This window comes from Paenibacillus sp. J22R67 (assembly GCF_059692175.1).
Genome location: NZ_JCAUAX010000003.1, coordinates 555,062 through 571,323, shown reverse-complemented (window position 1 = coordinate 571,323; position 16,262 = coordinate 555,062). Strand labels below are relative to the sequence as shown.

17 protein-coding genes are annotated in these 16,262 nt (G+C 46.9%); 6 read left to right on the top strand and 11 right to left on the bottom strand.

Annotated elements, in window-relative coordinates:
• Positions 1-79 precede the first annotated feature (79 nt).
• The 4 genes from AC58VC_RS14535 to AC58VC_RS14520 form a co-directional block, all read right to left on the bottom strand.
• Complete coding sequence (locus AC58VC_RS14535) at positions 80-1,063, bottom strand: polysaccharide deacetylase family protein (RefSeq protein WP_497369460.1); 984 nt, start codon at positions 1,061-1,063, stop codon at positions 80-82.
• 86 nt (positions 1,064-1,149) lie between these two features.
• Positions 1,150-1,569 carry a disulfide oxidoreductase gene (locus AC58VC_RS14530; protein ID WP_497369459.1) on the bottom strand — a complete coding sequence of 140 codons (420 nt, stop codon included), beginning with the start codon at positions 1,567-1,569 and terminating at the stop codon, positions 1,150-1,152.
• Positions 1,570-1,873: 304 nt separating this feature from the next.
• Complete coding sequence (locus AC58VC_RS14525) at positions 1,874-3,037, bottom strand: glucose 1-dehydrogenase (protein ID WP_497369458.1); 1,164 nt, start codon at positions 3,035-3,037, stop codon at positions 1,874-1,876.
• Positions 3,038-3,055: 18 nt separating this feature from the next.
• Entirely contained in the window at positions 3,056-5,092 is a 2,037-nt protein-coding gene (locus AC58VC_RS14520; protein WP_497369457.1) for a glycoside hydrolase family 15 protein, read from the bottom strand.
• Positions 5,093-5,262: 170 nt separating this feature from the next.
• Between AC58VC_RS14520 and AC58VC_RS14515 the strand changes: the two genes are divergently transcribed.
• Together AC58VC_RS14515 and AC58VC_RS14510 are read left to right on the top strand one after the other, a co-directional pair.
• A complete protein-coding gene (locus AC58VC_RS14515; protein ID WP_497369456.1) occupies positions 5,263-5,934 on the top strand; it encodes a helix-turn-helix domain-containing protein in 672 nt (223 codons plus the stop codon).
• A gap of 187 nt (positions 5,935-6,121) precedes the next feature.
• Positions 6,122-7,168: a phosphodiester glycosidase family protein gene (locus AC58VC_RS14510; RefSeq protein ID WP_497369455.1), complete on the top strand. Its 1,047-nt coding sequence runs from the start codon at positions 6,122-6,124 to the stop codon at positions 7,166-7,168.
• A gap of 50 nt (positions 7,169-7,218) precedes the next feature.
• Here AC58VC_RS14510 and AC58VC_RS14505 read toward each other — a convergent pair whose 3' ends face one another.
• Both AC58VC_RS14505 and AC58VC_RS14500 read right to left on the bottom strand, forming a co-directional pair.
• Positions 7,219-7,590 (bottom strand): YtxH domain-containing protein, encoded by a 372-nt coding sequence (locus tag AC58VC_RS14505; protein WP_497369454.1) that lies wholly within the window; start codon positions 7,588-7,590, stop codon positions 7,219-7,221.
• A gap of 14 nt (positions 7,591-7,604) precedes the next feature.
• On the bottom strand, positions 7,605-8,051 hold the full coding sequence (locus AC58VC_RS14500) for a DUF948 domain-containing protein (protein WP_497369453.1): 447 nt from the start codon (positions 8,049-8,051) through the stop codon (positions 7,605-7,607).
• Between the two features lie 177 nt (positions 8,052-8,228).
• Between AC58VC_RS14500 and AC58VC_RS14495 the strand changes: the two genes are divergently transcribed.
• On the top strand, positions 8,229-8,861 hold the full coding sequence (locus tag AC58VC_RS14495) for a bifunctional 4-hydroxy-2-oxoglutarate aldolase/2-dehydro-3-deoxy-phosphogluconate aldolase (protein WP_497369452.1): 633 nt from the start codon (positions 8,229-8,231) through the stop codon (positions 8,859-8,861).
• 41 nt (positions 8,862-8,902) lie between these two features.
• Here the strand turns inward: AC58VC_RS14495 and AC58VC_RS14490 are convergent, their stop codons facing one another.
• The gene (locus tag AC58VC_RS14490) at positions 8,903-9,535 is read right to left on the bottom strand and encodes a helix-turn-helix transcriptional regulator (RefSeq protein ID WP_497369451.1); all 633 of its coding nucleotides are present in this window, start codon (positions 9,533-9,535) and stop codon (positions 8,903-8,905) included.
• Between the two features lie 84 nt (positions 9,536-9,619).
• On the bottom strand, positions 9,620-10,051 hold the full coding sequence (locus tag AC58VC_RS14485; RefSeq protein ID WP_497369450.1) for a DUF86 domain-containing protein: 432 nt from the start codon (positions 10,049-10,051) through the stop codon (positions 9,620-9,622).
• A gap of 342 nt (positions 10,052-10,393) precedes the next feature.
• On the opposite strand from AC58VC_RS14485, the gene AC58VC_RS14480 reads away from it, so the two are divergent.
• Both AC58VC_RS14480 and AC58VC_RS14475 read left to right on the top strand, forming a co-directional pair.
• Positions 10,394-11,632: a Gfo/Idh/MocA family protein gene (locus tag AC58VC_RS14480; RefSeq protein WP_497369449.1), complete on the top strand. Its 1,239-nt coding sequence runs from the start codon at positions 10,394-10,396 to the stop codon at positions 11,630-11,632.
• A gap of 71 nt (positions 11,633-11,703) precedes the next feature.
• Complete coding sequence (locus AC58VC_RS14475; protein ID WP_497369448.1) at positions 11,704-12,750, top strand: acyltransferase; 1,047 nt, start codon at positions 11,704-11,706, stop codon at positions 12,748-12,750.
• 14 nt (positions 12,751-12,764) lie between these two features.
• On the opposite strand, the gene AC58VC_RS14470 is transcribed toward AC58VC_RS14475, so the two are convergent.
• Positions 12,765-13,430 carry a tetratricopeptide repeat protein gene (locus AC58VC_RS14470; RefSeq protein WP_497369447.1) on the bottom strand — a complete coding sequence of 222 codons (666 nt, stop codon included), beginning with the start codon at positions 13,428-13,430 and terminating at the stop codon, positions 12,765-12,767.
• Between the two features lie 177 nt (positions 13,431-13,607).
• Between AC58VC_RS14470 and AC58VC_RS14465 the strand changes: the two genes are divergently transcribed.
• Positions 13,608-13,871, top strand: a complete 264-nt coding sequence (locus AC58VC_RS14465; protein WP_161409149.1) for a hypothetical protein — start codon at positions 13,608-13,610, stop codon at positions 13,869-13,871.
• 34 nt (positions 13,872-13,905) lie between these two features.
• Here AC58VC_RS14465 and AC58VC_RS14460 read toward each other — a convergent pair whose 3' ends face one another.
• Both AC58VC_RS14460 and AC58VC_RS14455 read right to left on the bottom strand, forming a co-directional pair.
• Positions 13,906-14,310 (bottom strand): hypothetical protein, encoded by a 405-nt coding sequence (locus tag AC58VC_RS14460; RefSeq protein ID WP_497369446.1) that lies wholly within the window; start codon positions 14,308-14,310, stop codon positions 13,906-13,908.
• Positions 14,311-14,373: 63 nt separating this feature from the next.
• Entirely contained in the window at positions 14,374-16,200 is a 1,827-nt protein-coding gene (locus tag AC58VC_RS14455; RefSeq protein ID WP_497369445.1) for an ABC transporter substrate-binding protein, read from the bottom strand.
• Positions 16,201-16,262 lie beyond the last annotated feature (62 nt).

Genomic DNA, 16,262 nt, shown 5'->3' with positions numbered 1-16,262 from the left:
CAGGCTACATGGATAGAATATGAACGTACAAGCTGAAAGGTACCTAGGCTTACAACACTGATTATTGGTAATTGGTCACTTATTTTTTGGGCTGCAAATCATTCACAAGTGCGAATTCGTAGCCTCGCTTCTTGATTTCTTTGCAAATGCGCGCGAGTGCCTGCATGTTTTCCAAAGATCCCTGATGCATCAAAATAATATTGCCATCATGCAAATTATTCATGATATCATTGTACGGATCCTCAGCTCCGTTCTCTCTCGGCTCCCAATCTCGCATGGCCGTCGACCAAAAGACAGACGTATACCCCATGCTGGATACCAAACTTAAGTTATGCATATTGTAGTGACCGTAAGGGAAGCGAAAATATTTCTCGACTTCCTTGCCCGTCAGCTTCTTATATAAAGCTTCAAAATCTGTAATTTCCTTGCGAATTTGGTCATCACTGAGCTCATTGAAATCTTTGTGCGTCATCGTATGATTGGCAACAAAATGGCCGTCTGCCACTACTCTTTTTAAATAATCCGGATTTAACTTAATATTGTTTCCTGATATGAAAAAATTCGCTTTCACGCCGTTTTCCTTCAAGGATTTGAGCATTAAATCCACTTCAATCAGCGGACCTCCCGCATCAATTGTTAAGTAAACCTTTTTCCCAGTCCCTACCCAGACTGCTTTCTGATCAGCGGTAAAAGATTTCGTTTCTTTCGGAAAATCGGGAACTTGCCCTGTTTTCTTCTTCATGTAATACCACGAATAAGGGGTCTTGTCCCCTGCTGTTGGCTTTGTCGTTGGCGTGCCCGCTGCCGGTTTTGCTGATGTTGTAGGGCTAGGGGCAGTCGTAGGATGCGGAGTTGCACTCGGTACTACGGTTGGCTTAGGAGTAGCTATGGGCTTTGCAGTTGGTTTAGGAGTTGGCGTTGGCACCACCGTTTTTGTTGTTGCTTGCGGACTTGGTGTCGTTACCGCTTCGGCAGCCGGAGAAAGCAGGCTTTTGTCTGCACAACCGACCAATGTTGCGCTTAAAAGGATCAGCAGTGCAGCACTTTTGGTAATTGGTGTCATCTGTAGCACCTCGCTTGATAGGAATACGTTCAGTACTCCTTTCGACAGCGCTAGACAAATTACCTGCCTATTTTTGGTACGAGGGTTTATTTCGTAGCTCGGTATGTCAAGAATTGGAGAATGGTGATCAAAATAAAAGCAGTTCCGGCAAGCATAGGAATCGTAATAAAACCAAGCCAGTTCAAGTAATCTACGTCACATGGAATTGGCCCGCAGCCCGTTGCGGATTCGTGGAAAACCCCGGATTGGAGCAATACGTGATAAACGGAAATACAAGCTCCCCAAATCGTCAAAGGTAAGACATAAATCGTCAGCTTATAGTCTCTGCGCACAGCAGCGATTCCCAAGATGATAGCTAACGGATACATGAGAATACGTTGATACCAACATAATTTGCAAGGTATAAAATGCATAATTTCCGAGAAATACAGACTCCCTAATGTGGCTATTAATGCAAGTAGCCAGGATAGGTGCATTCCGTTTTCTCTTAAGAATTTTTTTGACATTTGTGCTCGTCCTCCCCTTCTCCCATTATTATAGAAAAATATAGGAGGGAAGTCTAACCTTTTGGGGGAGCTCGCGGCATTGTCCTCGACTCCGTCAAATCCGGGCGTGGACTAACGAGACATCCTTTTGGGACGGCTCAATGCTTGGTCTGGCGCTTCGGTTACAGAGACGGCCTTTTTGGCTCTCTCGGACCAAACTCCTCGGTGCGCATCCTACAACTAACCTGCTTACTTCAAGAAAAGTGCCTCAGCCCCCTCATTGCCCCGCTGAAACGTTGTTTTTCAACGTTAACGGTCATCCCATTTAAACCGAGAAGCTGTACTCCACTACCCTCGTTTGTTTCACCAGCCCGCGCCATTGTTCCACAGGAACTATGTCAACGACAGCTTTGATCGGGATACTCGCAAAATCCAGCTCCGGCACAGCCTCCAGCTTCATCCGGTTGGTGACCAGTCGGTCAAGCCAACCGGGGTACATCCGCTCCATCTGCTGCAGCCGATAGATAGCTGTCTCAAAATCCTTGCGCGCCGCGTTCACCGAACCGATCACGCATTTGTTCTCCAGCACCATGCTCTGATTGAGCATGTCGGCGGAAATCTCCAGCTTGCGGTCAGCTGGCGTGACCCCAAGCAGCGCCAGCACGCCATTCGGCGCTAGCACAGCCATAGCCTCGAAGGCCAGCGGGCTGAAGCCCGTGCATTCGAGCACAAGATCCATTGGCTTGCCGAGTCCCTCTGCATAAGCCGTTAAACTCTCGGCGGCCGCTTCGCCCTCGCCAGCCGGTTGGTACACGCCTCCGCAGTCCTTAACAAGCTGCGCTTGCAGACTATCCTGCGGGGATCTGGACCAAACGTGCACGTCCAAGCCGAGCAGCCTGCACGTCATAGCAGCGAGCAGCCCTAGCGGGCCTGAGCCAAGGATGAGCGCTGTCTTCGGCTCCCAGATCAGCCGCTGCTGCACGCGCAGGACCTGATCCCACACCTTCTCAACAATGCTCTGCGGTTCGACCAGCACGCCTTGCTCAAGCAGCACAGTTGGAACTTGCACGAGGTAACGCCCTTCTTCTTTGTAGTATTCCGAGAGGAAGCCATGCGCACCTTTGATCCCGCGCTCCACAAATTCGCCAGTCTGACAGAAGTCAGAGTGACCATTCCGGCAATTGACACAGCTTTGATTCCGGCAGGGACGCCGTACAATTGCGGTCACGAGATCTCCAGCCTGGAATCCGCTCTCTGCGCCAGCTTCGGTTACGACGCCCAAGGATTCATGGCCAGTCGTCAAATCGTCCTCCCCTTGCGGGGGAACACCGTATTTTTCCTGCAGAATTTCCTTATCCGTCCCATCCAAACCTACTGCGAGTACCTTGACTATCACTTCTTGCGGATGAGAAATCGCGGGATCGTCCACGGTTTCTAACGCAATCGAAGGGTTACCTTGTCGCAGTTGTTTGACGCGAATCGCTTTCATTTCATCATCTCCTCCCAGCTATTGAACAACCGGCTCCAGTACTTTATCTTCACTGGCATCTGCTGCTTGCTTGGTTCCCGTCGAGGTCAATTTCTTCAGTTTTGACAAATACTCTTGCGTTACTTTGATGAAAGAAGCATGTGACCATGTCAGTGGTGAAACAGAGAGCGGCGCTCCTGTGAACGGATGCACCTGTTCCGCCATCGTGCCCGATGGCAGCGCATGGCGTATTGCCCAGCGCATCAGATTCTCCGCTTCTTGTAGATCTTCAATCACTTTTGCCGAGGCTACCAACCATTCCGCATACCAAAGCGTACAAATAAACCACGGATTCCCTGGCACTTTAGCAATATCATTCGTTACCTGATGGTAGTAGTCATTTTCATACCTGGCAATGCCGCCGATATCCGTATGTACCCACAATTTCTCTTTTAGAATCGTCATCGTAGCCACAATCCTTGGATCCTCCAGCTCGAACAATCCAAAGTCGAATAGCCCATACATACTCATATCGAGTGTATAGTCAGGTACATATTTATTTTCTTCATAGCTCCAATATAAAGCACGTAGAAAGCGATTCTGGTCAGCTGCGAACAGCTGCTGTTCCGCTGCCTTTTTCACCTGATCTGCGATATCTGCATAATAAACGGCACGCGCTTTATCCTGGTGATACTCAGCAAAACGAGCAGCAGCAACGAGGCCCGCATACACAGATGCGACTGTAAAGGCTAATACGCCATAACGCTCTTCCCAGAGATCGTAGGAGGGCAGCGGAAGCCCAGAAGCATCCCGGTAATGAACTAGAAAGTCCGCAGCGGGTTTCACAAACTTCTCGTAATCTTCCCGTGAGCGCTCTATGGTGCCTGCCAGCCTATGATGATGCCACAACGTATACAGAACGAGTGCCGTTTCATCCTCTTGAATGGCCAACTGCTTTTTCCCCTGACCATCCACCCATGGATGCCAGCTTGAGCCTACGGAGCTGTCTGGATTGTATTTGTGCATGAGATACCCCTCAGGTGTCAACACTTTTATACAAAAGTCAAAAAACTTCCTGGACAGTTCATAGTAACCAGCCCGATCTAAGGCATGAGACACCAGAGCCCCGTCCCGCGGCCACATATAGGAGTAGGTATCTTTGGCAAACTTCAAAATATCCGAATCATTTGCCGCAATAATAGCACCACGATTGTCAACATTCGTCCTTGTGATCAGCAGGCATCTTTTATAAAAGGAAGAAAGTTCCGGCTTCAACAAGGTAAGCTGATGAGCATCCTGATTGACCCATTTTACCCAGTGGTCATGGGTGCGCTGCAGTAGAGCTTGGGGAGACTCTGTGCGCAGCAAGCTTTCCAATCTCTCAACCTCCTGCTTCGTATGACCGAAACAAACCCAGAACCATGCTTCCTTGGAGCTTCTAGGCGGCAGTACCATCGTCAACTCAAGTGTTCCGTCAACCGATCCCTGAGCAATCGGATTTCCCCCTAAATGGCCGTCTTCCGCATCACGCCATGTGCCTTCGAGGCCATGTATGCCTTTCTGCCCCGTTGCATAGCCGCTCGGATACGGCTTGTCCACATCTGGAGATAAACCTGACAATGACATGTAGCGATGCCCTTTATAAAACAACAGCGAATTCAACTCCGGGTCGAAATAAATCGTATCACCTACACCATTGCCATAGATTTGCAAATCCAAATGAAAATAAAGTTTAATCTCTCTTTCCTCATCAAAATGGTTTTCCACCTTAATTTTTCGTAAAAAAACATTTTGTTGCACATCAACGCCATCTCGAATAATGAAGCTTAATCCCAGTCTTTCATGGGCGCATTCAACGTTTGTAACCAGCGAATCTTCTAGGTAATTCAGCTTTTTGGTAACTTCCGGATGGTCGATCCAGAAGAAGTCTCGCGCACACCAAATACCAAAATGTGAAAGATGATCGCTAGATTGATTCTCTTGACCTACTAAAGGGTAATACATGTCACGAATATTATAAGCAGCGTCAAAATTAATGAGTACATTCCCGTTCCCAATGGGTAAATCTCTTGCCATGCGATCAGCCTCTTTCCATGATGATGCTACTAATTTTCCAATCGCCAAGCTTAAATATGCACGCAGCCCACATGGCAGGGATTTCAGGAAAATGACACCAATTCACGCTCAAACATTTTCATTTCCATGAAACTCATTTACAATTAAAAAATATGGAGGGATTCATCACTATGAAGCAATTAGAAGGATTCGGTAAATTTTTGGAAAGCTTACGGGGCAAAATGTCCCTGCGCGAAGCAGCTAACAAAAGCGGACTTTCACACGCCTACATCAGGGATTTGGAATTAGAGCGCAACCGCTCGACCAATGAGAAAATCAACCCATCGCCTGTTACGCTTAAAAAATTGTCGGATGCCTACAACATTCCGTACACCGATTTAATGGAGAAAGCCGGCTACCTCGAGAATGAGAGTGAGCAAGCTAACAGCAGCAAAGTCGCCTTACAGGAACCCGTTCCCATGAACGATACTTTATTTATTGAAGTCAGCTCGAAAGAAATGATTTATCATACTCGTTTTGAACGCATAAGCCAAGCTGTAAATTCATTGCTTGATTTCAGTCTTTTCATGGATAAGCTTGAAGAAATGGGCTTTAAAAAGATGGATACCGACCTTTTCGTCAACATGAATCATGTGCAAAAGTACAATGAACGAGAAGGAAAACTTTATTTTGACGCTCTCGGCATCTCGAAGTTTGTTATTATTGCTGCGATTCGCCAAAAGAAGTATCACGATCTCATTGTTCGCAGTGTAGCTCGGAATACAGGCGCGGGCTTAGAATTTCACTACGAGCGTCAATCAGCAGCAGATTCATTGCTATCTTCAGTAAGACGTCCAATCTAATAACAATTATTAAAAAGGAGTAAAGTTCATCAAGAATGAAACTTTACTCCTTTTTTTTCGTCTATCTATAAAGGTTGATTGAATTGATTTTTTGTTAGAGAGGGTTGGTAATGAATTCATGGCTGTACAACAGACCACCTCCACACAGTCTCGACTAGCGAGAAAGAACAGAAAACGTTCTGTGGGCATGCGTTTTTTTCAGTATACGATTTTAAGTTTAGTTCTTCTCTCTACCCTGTCTTTATGTTGGTTTTTCCTTACATCTTCTGGCACAAGTGTCCGACTCATGATGGCGGATACTTTGATTACAACGCAGCATCGCGATTGGGCCAAATATTTAATTGGTTCCGAAGAATTGCAGAAGCGCGTGGAAGCTTATTGGAAGCAATTCGACGAAATGGGCGATGAGAAAGATAAAGGTATTGTTCAGATTGAACCTGTGAGCTCAGCTGCCCCAGAGGCGGCAGTCAAGAAAGAGCTCGTGACCATCGAACCCATTTCGGGGACGAATTTCAAAGGACAGCTTGTCACCATTTCTGATCCAAAAAAGCTTCGAATTGCTGTACCTGAGAAAGTGGGCAAAGGCGAGAAAGTATCCTCCATGGTCAAAAGAACGGGAGCGATCCTCGGCGTTAACGGCGGAGGCTTCATCGACCCCAATTGGGAGGGGAATGGGTTTCAACCGGAAGGCATCGTCATGTCCGGAGGCAAAATCTTTTACAATGACAAAGGCATGAACGGCACTGTACAAGTGGTCGGTATTGATAAAGAAGGGCGTATGATCGCCGGCAAATATAAAGTCTCCGAACTGGTGGCAATGGGTGTTCAGGAAGCTGTTTCCTTCTCCCCGCGGTTCATCGTCAACGGCGTTGGACAAATCAAAAGCCAAGCCGACGGCTGGGGTATTGCTCCGCGAACCAGTATGGCCCAAACGAAAGACGGCTCCATTCTATTCGCTGTCATCGACGGCAGGCAGAAGCACAGCATAGGAGCTACGCTGTACGATATTCAGGAGATTTTCCTGGCGCACGGCGCTGTCACTGCTGCCAATCTAGACGGTGGTGCCTCTACCGTTCTTGTACACAACAATGCCATCATCAATAAGCCATCCAGTGAATACGGGGAGAGGTATCTACCTACGGCATGGCTGGTCTTCGAACATCCGGAAACAGCTCCCATCAAGAACGTCTGGGAAGGTTTGGACATTCGCAAGATTGACCCGTCCAAGTGGTAAATGTCAAAGCAGCAAGCTCAATTTCTTGAGCTTGCTGCTTTTCGTTCATTTTAACGATTTCCTAGGATGACTAAATCTTCTGCTGCTTCAGATACTTCTACATCATCTTGCAACTGCGCATCGTCAATCTTGGCCTCTTTCCAGGAACGAACCGTGTCTACCACATTTGTTGCCGATTCTTTCGCTTTGCCAACGAAATCAGAAGTTGTCGTGCTAACGGATTTTGCAACCTCTTGCGTTTTTTGTGTGACGGAGTTGGCCAGTTGCACCGTCTTGTCGCTAACCGTTTTGGCATTGTCCGCAATGTCACTTCTTAGCTCGCGTCCGGATTTCGGGGCGAACAGCAGAGCTGTTGCTGCGCCCAGTAACCCTCCTACGATCGCTCCGATGAGAAGATCCTTACCTTTTTTTTCGCTTGCCATGTGAAATCCACTCCTTAATGGTCTGATTTGGCTTTCCGATTCGCCTGCCATCTTTGCCACAGCTCATGACCCGTCGTTGCCCACTCCATGACGTCCTGTATACGCTTCTGGTGGGTATGTACAACCTTTTCCGCACCGTGAAGCGACTCATTCATCATTCGTGCACCTTTGCGAAGGACCGAAGCGACATCCCCTATAGCTGCTCCAGTCTTCTCGATGGATTGAACGGTTGACTCTAACGCCAGCACCTGCAAATGCACCTCTTCGGTCAGCTGCCCCGCTTGCTTCAGCAATTGCTCAGCTTCCCCTGCCGCCTTTCCTACATGCTGCTCCGTTTGAGCAACCGTATCGCTAAGCTGTTGTAACATGCGTTTTGCCGTAATCAGCATGCGAACCGCAAAGACGACGAGAACGATAAAAGCAAGAGTCGAACCCACTGCACTAATCTCCATCCATGTCATGACAGGCACCTCCTGGGTCTGCAAACTGCGTAGATTGATGACGGCTTCTAGACGAATGCCTATGAATTACTACAGTATAGATAGGAGCAGCTTGTTTTGACACAAAAAAGCTGGAAAAATTTCAGGGACCTGTCATAATGAAAAACAAATCGAACTTTGAACTTCTGGAGGAATCACATGAATCGAGAACAAGGATTGAAGGAAATCGAACGAACGCGCATTATCGCCATTGTTCGAGGCGTGAAAGAAGCTCACATTGTTTCTTTGGCGGAAGCGCTTTTGAAAGGCGGGGTCACCGTAATGGAGGTAACGCTCAACACTCCTGGCGCTTTGGCGATGATCAGTGAGCTGCAGGCTAAGCTCAGCGAACAAATGTTTATTGGAGCAGGTACCGTACTCGATGTGGAGGATGCGCAGAAAGCTATTCAAGCAGGCGCTTCTTTCCTCGTTACTCCGAATTTGGACGAGGATGTTATCCGTTATGCAAGCCGCGAAGGGATACCGATTTTCCCAGGAGCGATGACACCAACGGAGGTCGTGAAAGCGTGGAAAGCAGGCGCGACAGCGATTAAAATATTCCCAAGCGCCAGCCTTGGACTGACCTACATCAAGGAACTAATGGGGCCGCTAGACCATATTCCTATGATGGCAGTTGGTGGCGTAACCGAGGAGAACATTAAGCAATTTGTAGATCTGGGATGCTACGGATTAGGGATTGGCGGCTCGCTTATTAATCTAAAAGAGATCGAAGCCGGTCGCTTCGAGTGGATCACAGACAAAGCTGCCCGCCTGCTTGCGGCTTCGCGATAAATACAAAAATAACCATCTCCCCTAGGCTTAGAGGTAGATGGTTATTTATTTTTGCTAATGATATAGACACATTTGTTTGCGCCTTTAGCTAAACATTCTGTTCGCTCGACATTTGCGTCAAGTAAATTTCGGAACAGGGCGAGTTCACACTGGCACGCCTGCCCAAATGTATTCGCCACTTGGGCGATCGGGCAATTATGCTCGCTAAACGTATAGGTATCATCCTCTGTTTGTGACCAATCGACCATATACCCGTTCTCGTTCTGTATTTGTGCTAACTCAGCTACACGTTCCTCCAAGCTTTTGTCCAGCATACGCGGCTGATAACGAGATTCCAGCTTATCTTGTCGGCCTTCAAAAAGCCGCTCGATCTTCTCATGCCCCTGATCTTCCAGTAACTCATCCAGTAAATCGAGTGTCAATTGCATATATTTCTTAGGAAATAGTTCGTCCGCCTTGGGAGCTAACGTATACACATTGGTTGGCCTCCCCATCGCTTGCCTTACAAGCTTCGTTTCGAGCAGATCGTCCTTTTCCATGGAATGAATATGACGCCTGACGGCCATCTCCGTAATTCCGAGCTGTTTGGATATCTCTTGAACGCTTAGAGGTCCACTAGTTTTGAGCATGGAAAGAATCACTTTACGCGTAGATGTCTCAAGTGCTTGATTCATTAGCTCACCTACCCTCGGATCAATCATTATGCTTCATTTTACAGCATCATATCCAAGTTGTAAATTAAGAAACATCTATGTATGTTATTCCAATTCACTCTTGATAAATGCCCTTACACTCGCAGCAAACTCCTCAAAAGCCGCTGGAAGTTTAGGCACCAATGGATGCAGATCTTGGCGGTTCCATGCTACAAAATCCTGCACAAGAGGTTTTCTGAGCTTCACAAGCTCAAGCAGCGTCTCGGTTAATGCCTCCGAATATGCGCCTTCACCGTGTACAATCTCTACAATGTCCTCATAGCTGCTTGCATCTCTCAAAATGAAGGCATCGATCAGCAGGCTTCCTACATCCGTTACGGTTTCAATAGCCAAATGAAGAACACGCTCTTGGGCGAGCTGCCAAACGAGAGTATTCGTGCCTTGTCCCCACTGCTGTTCTAACTGTTTGCTCGCATCGGCCAATGCAGATAAAAACTGAATTCTTTCATCGATCTGTTCATGATTAATAAAATACATAATGCTATCTCCGTCCTCTTTTTCGCCATTTCGTCCAAATCAACATTGCAAAAAAAGTAATGACAACCAGGAAAATTAACAATACCGCTTGCATGAGATATTCGTAACTCATGTACAATCACCCTCTTGACTTTCGCTGTATTCACTTCTATCAGTGTATCGCGCTAGCTGTAGAGCGTCAAGCAAGCACGTTGGCTGATGCAAGTTGGGTCTCTTTCATGTGATTTTGGAAACCATATTGTTACTTTGGACTAAATACATCGTGAAGAAACCTCTTTACAATAAAAGAGAAGTCGCATATCGGCAGCAGAAATATAAGCTCTCATTATAGGAGGAACTTTCGTGGGTATTAAAATAGGAATTGTTGGAGCAGGTCAATTCTCCCAATGCTTCGTACAGCTGTTTCAAGCTCATCCTTATGTCGATGAAGTTGTTTTGGCGGAATTGCACGAGGATCGTCGCGAAAAATTTGCAAAAGCTTTTTCCCTCAAACAAACTTACGCTTCATTGGAAGAGCTGCTGCGCAGCGATGTGGACGCCGTCGCCATTTTTACACAAAGACATCTGCATGGCCCTCAAACGATACAAGCTCTGCAAGCGGGCAAGCATGTCTATTGTGCAGTACCAATGGCCCAAAGTTTAGACGAAATATCCGCCATCATAGAGGAAGTGAAGCGTTCCGGACTAATCTATATGACTGGGGAGACAAGTTATTACTATCCCTCCACGGTCTATTGCCGAGACCAGTTCAAAGCAGGTCACTTCGGCAACTTTGTCTATGGAGAAGCTCAGTATTTGCATGATATGGCGCATGGGTTCTATGATGCTTTCAAATATTCTGGCGGGAAAGATTGGAAGAAAGTGGCCGGCATTCCACCGATGTATTATCCGACACACTCTGTCTCTATGATTCTCTCTGTTACAGGAGCTAAGGCGACTAAGGTATCCTGCTTGGGCTATATAGACCAGCACGAAGATGGGATTTTTCGGGAAGGGGCTAACCTATGGGACAATACGTTCAGTAATCAGAGTGCTCTAGTACGTACCTCAGATGGCGGGATGATGCGCCTCAATGAGTTCCGGCGCGTGGGCTGGGGAGGAAACAACAGTGTATATATGAGCATGTTCGGAACAACCGGCAGCTACGAGGAGCATTCGGGTGGTTCTGCATGGACCTCTCTGAAGTGGGGAGCCACTCAGGATTTGACTCCGCAGCTTGCCTGCAACGATCAATATGTGCATGTGAACGATTCCAATCTGAATCAAACGTTGCAGCACGATTTCCATGCCAGCCTTGCCAAGGTGCACCACAGCTTCCGCCTGCCACATGCCTTTGAGGGGCTTCCTAATGGTCACTTCGGCTCTCATCAATTCCTTGTTGATGATTATTTGAAAGCCATTTACACGAAGAAATTGCCACCAAATCATGCTTGGCGGGCTGCGGATTACTTAGCCCCAGGGTTGGTCGCTCATGAATCTTCCAAACGGGAAGGCGAAATGATCGACGTCCCTGATTTCGGGTCACCTCCATCTGAGTGGAAGCTGCTTGATCCAGACAGTTTTGTCGCTTATCGCGATTGATTAGCGTGTATTGTCCTCCTTTTTCATTCATGTTACAGTGAACAAAGTGAAAAAAGGAGAAGAACACCGTCATGTCGTCAAGACCCAAATTACCAGAGATCGACCTCGTCCGCGCAATCGCCATCATCGCCGTGGTGCTTATTCACGGCACATCGAGCGCTACGCTGCTCCCGATTGGCAGCGGCTCGCAAGCCATCTTTTTCATCCTTAACAAAGCTAGTTTATTCACTGTGCCACTTTTCATTTGGATCAGTGGTGCCGTGCTCTTCTATACGTATTATGATCGCTGGGAGCCTGGAATGTCGCGTGTTTTCTGGACAAAGCGGCTGCGAAGAATCCTAATTCCTTATGTGCTATGGTCCCTGTTCTATTATTTATTTAATCAGGTTATGTTTCATGGACATATCCGATTTGACGTCATTTACTTTCTCAAGCTGCTTATTTCAGGAAATGCCAGCTATCATCTCTATTATATGGTCATTATCGTTCAGTTTTACCTCTTGTTCCCGCTTCTCATCACTGTGGTGAGGAGGTCATCTTGGGTTCGTCGAGGGCTAATTCCTATAGGTATCGTTATACAAGCCGCAGCTTATGCCTTCCATCATGGGGTGCATCCCCTGCCGGAATATGCCTCGCTTTTTGTCAGCTACTCAGCGCTTTTCGCCTTTGGAGCTTTCATGGGGATTCATTATTCGGCTATTGCCGCCTGGTCTGAACGCTACAAGCAATTAATAGGGAGCATCATGTACCTTGCAGGCTCCACGTTCGTAGGCATGCTTCTTCTGCATCAATATGAACTGGCTAGCTTCGCAAATAGTTGGTTTGAGCTAACTCTCCTCGTGTATTGTATGGCAGTTCCATTATGGGCCGTCCATTGGTCGCTTAAGCGTCTTGCCAACAGCCCAAAGCTTAGTACTGCACTTACCTCATTAGGAGCTGCTTCTTTCGGTATCTACCTTGTGCACCCTGCACTCCTGACGCTATGGGGTCGCCTCACGCCGATCCAAGATCAGCTCTGGCTCTATGATTTGCATACCGCCAGCTCGATCCTGATCGGGCTGCTCGGCTCTTGGCTGCTCGTACGGCTGTACGCGGCCGTGAAAAAAGGTTCCGCTTAGCAGCGGAACCTTTTTCATTTGAAACGAGCAAGCATGGCCCAGCGTCGCTGCTGTCTGCGGCTGTATCGCGGCAAGCCGCGGTAAATATCCAACGCTTCGCGGAATGTTGCCTTCGCATCATTGCCGCGTCCAAGCTGCTGATACAGCAAGCCGAGACGGTAATAGGCCTCGACCGAAGAGGAGTGCAGATCACGGAACTGCTCGATCAGCCACACAGCCCTTTCAGGTGCAACAGGCGCTAAAGCTTCCCCTAGGCGTAAATAAGCCTCGCCATATTTAACCCTCGGGTTCAGCTCTATCGCTTGGAGCATGAAGCTCTCTCCCTTTTTCAAATCGCCTAGCTTCAGGTAGCAAAGTCCGATTTCGTAGTGCACATCAGCGGAGTCTTCCATAATTGGCAGCGTTTGTTCCAAGTAAGGAAGCGCTTCTTGGAATTTATTGCGCTGCAGCAGGTTCCTTGCAAGCTCCAACTTTGCTGACGTATGATGTGGATTCGCATGTAATTCCGTTCGCAGCCTGGACGCTCTTCGCCTTAATTGAAATGGCTTAAAAATATTCGGCGTCAATCCGATAAATCTTCTATCTAATACATATAGGATGATTAATAGAATTAGAAGTGCAAGGAATGGATTACCGACAAGTCGCCATAACAGACCAAAAGCAAGAAATTTAAGCAGCAAAAGATATACCCCCTTTCAACTTCCTTATACTACCATAATATGAGGACTTTGGTCATCTCTTCCATAGAAAAAAGCTCCCGTCCCTATGACTAGCATATGAATGGAGGCTTCTTATGAATACTGATTCGAGATTTATTTCAAGCAATGCTATAATAAAAAGAAAAAGGGAGTTTCGATATGAACGAAGATCCACGCAAAGCCATATGGCTGAAGAGAAAACAGCTCGGCAGAAACAAGTATTTGGTGAATTTCGGCCTTCTCCCTTGGGGTGTTGGGCTTACGGCCTTATTTAGCATTATTGAATTACTAAATACGCACGAAATTAGCTTAGTTTGGGTACCTATTCGTTTAGTTTTGTTCTTTTTCATTGGTTTTTTCGTTGCGAATGCTTCTTGGATGGCCATGGAAAATCGTTACGAACCTAGAAGCCGACGACCTTAATGGTCGTTTTTTTATTTGCTAAGAACGAAGGACATTAATGTAAGTAGGTTTGGTCTTCCACATCTTCCGTATGGAATAAGGATGCCGTGCGGCTAAGCTGAAAATGCTCCTTCAACTCTTCGCGAATAGAGCCGAAAGCAAGTATTTCCTCTTCGAATTCTTCGCGTTTCCCCCACTTCTTCGATTGCTGGGTTTTTGTCCCGAATAACTCTTTGGAAACGTCTTCATAGGCATTGTGCAAATGATTATCGTACCAATCAATTTCACGGGATGCGTTTTTGCGATACACATGACTCATCTCGAATTGGCTCCCTTTTGTCGATGCAAATTCAACGACCAGCGTATCTGTGATACCCTCGGTGATTACTTCGACATCTGCGCACCACACATCGTGACGTTCAATAAATCGAACCAGATTAGCCTCTTTAATTTTGCTCATAACCATACCCTCCTGGCATTTCATGATTGTTACCAAGAGTATTTCCAGGTCAACCAGGATTTATCAAGCGCTAGGCGTAAACCAAATTTTCCGGAAATCAACCCAACCCAAGTCGTTAATACACACACCTCTGATCGAATCATGATAGGTAGTTTGCTGGGAGCGATGAAGCACAAAAAGGAAGGATTGGTCCTTCTGAAGCACTTCAATGATGTCGTGAAGTCTCGCGATGCGATCTTTAATGTCCGGAATCATAAGAATATGCTCCATCTCTTCATCTATCCATTCCTTTTTTTCTTGAGTTAGATGTGCACGGACATAGCTGTTGCTCTGCTTAAGCGTCTGGATAATATGGAGATCATACTCGCTTTCCAGACAGATGTGGTAAAAAATAAGATCTGCTTCATGTATCGTATCGAGCCGTATCATGTCCGACATGCTCCGGGTCGTCAGTTCAATCCGGATACCAGCCTTGACACATTGCTCACAGATCCAAATCGCATCCTCGTTATTATTGCTATAGATAAACATGTTTACTAGCTCGCCATCGTAACCCATCTCTTTAAGCAGGCTCTTCGCTTCCTCCAAATCGGTTCGATATACAGCGGCTGTCCCTTTATCATTCATTGCTGGTAAAAAGGAACTGGCCGGAGCTTCCCTGAAACCTCCTAGCTGTTCAATCATTCGTTCCCGATCAAGGATCAAATCGATAGCTTTTCGGAAATTCGGATGCTGCTGAGGCCCTTCTTTCCCTTGGTTAAAAGTAAGCAACGAACATCCTAGAATCGACTGTTCAATCTGATGCCATTCCGAATCTTTCCCGACAGCTCCGACCGGTTTACGGGAGTTCGTATGGTCACACAAAACCTGCACCATATCCCAGCTGGGGCCTACTTCCGACAACTCATGGGGCAACAGCCATATTTCCAATTGATCCAAATGCGGCCTAACCCCGAAATAACTGTCAAAGGCACGAAGCTTACAGATATAATCATCATTTCGCTCCAGCCTGAAAGGCCCTGTTCCAATCGGCATGCGGCCAAAAATCCCCTCGTTGTCCCGGCAAATTTCTTCCGGCAGAATCGCTAATGAAGGATGCGCCAGCTGCTGCAGGAAAAGCTCGTTGGGCTGTTTCAGCTCGATAGCAATTGCACTTCGGTTGAGTACCCTAATATTCTCAATACATTGTGTCATCCAGCCTTGGCACGCCGAGAGACCAAGCTCCATGAGCCTAGATAAGGAGTAACTGACATCGTTAGCTGTCATCTCCCTGCCATGGTGAAAGAGAACCCCTTTTCTCAAGTAAAAGGTGTAGTGCAACCCGTCTTCGCTTTTCTCCCAATAATGCGCCAAGTGTGGCTCTACAACCCGTGTACTTGGATTGTATTGAACCAGCGTATCGAAAATCTGATTGATCAGATGGGTGTCAAACGCAAAAAAGCTAAAAGCCGGATCGAGTGACACAAGCCATTTGTAGACTGGAAACCGCAGTGTATCCTTGTAACATTCCTCTTGGACAACTGTTCGATATCCGAAAAAACTAAATAACCAATCGACAAAAGAGTCCTGCAAAGCTTCTCCCCTGCCCAATTGGTGAATGAGTTCAATCGTACCTTTGTAATCCCCTTGACTCGCTAGTTCCATGGCCTGTTTGGTGACCATGTCTTCCGCGGAAACTAGAAATGTAAGCTCAGAAACATTGCCTCTTCCTCTTCCTGGCTTCCAGGAAATCCAGCCCTGCTCCATCATTTTTTTCAGCAAAATCTTAACATTCCGCGTTGTGCAGTACATTCTTTCGGATAGTTCTTCTAACGTGATCGGCTGCGGTTCATGCTCTACACCATGTGCAAAGCCGGACCGGAGTTCCAAAAAATGAGACAGAATCTGCATGGTCCACGTCCTTCTCCAAAAGGGGAAATTGTTAAAGTGAATTATACACTTTTTGTTCCCCT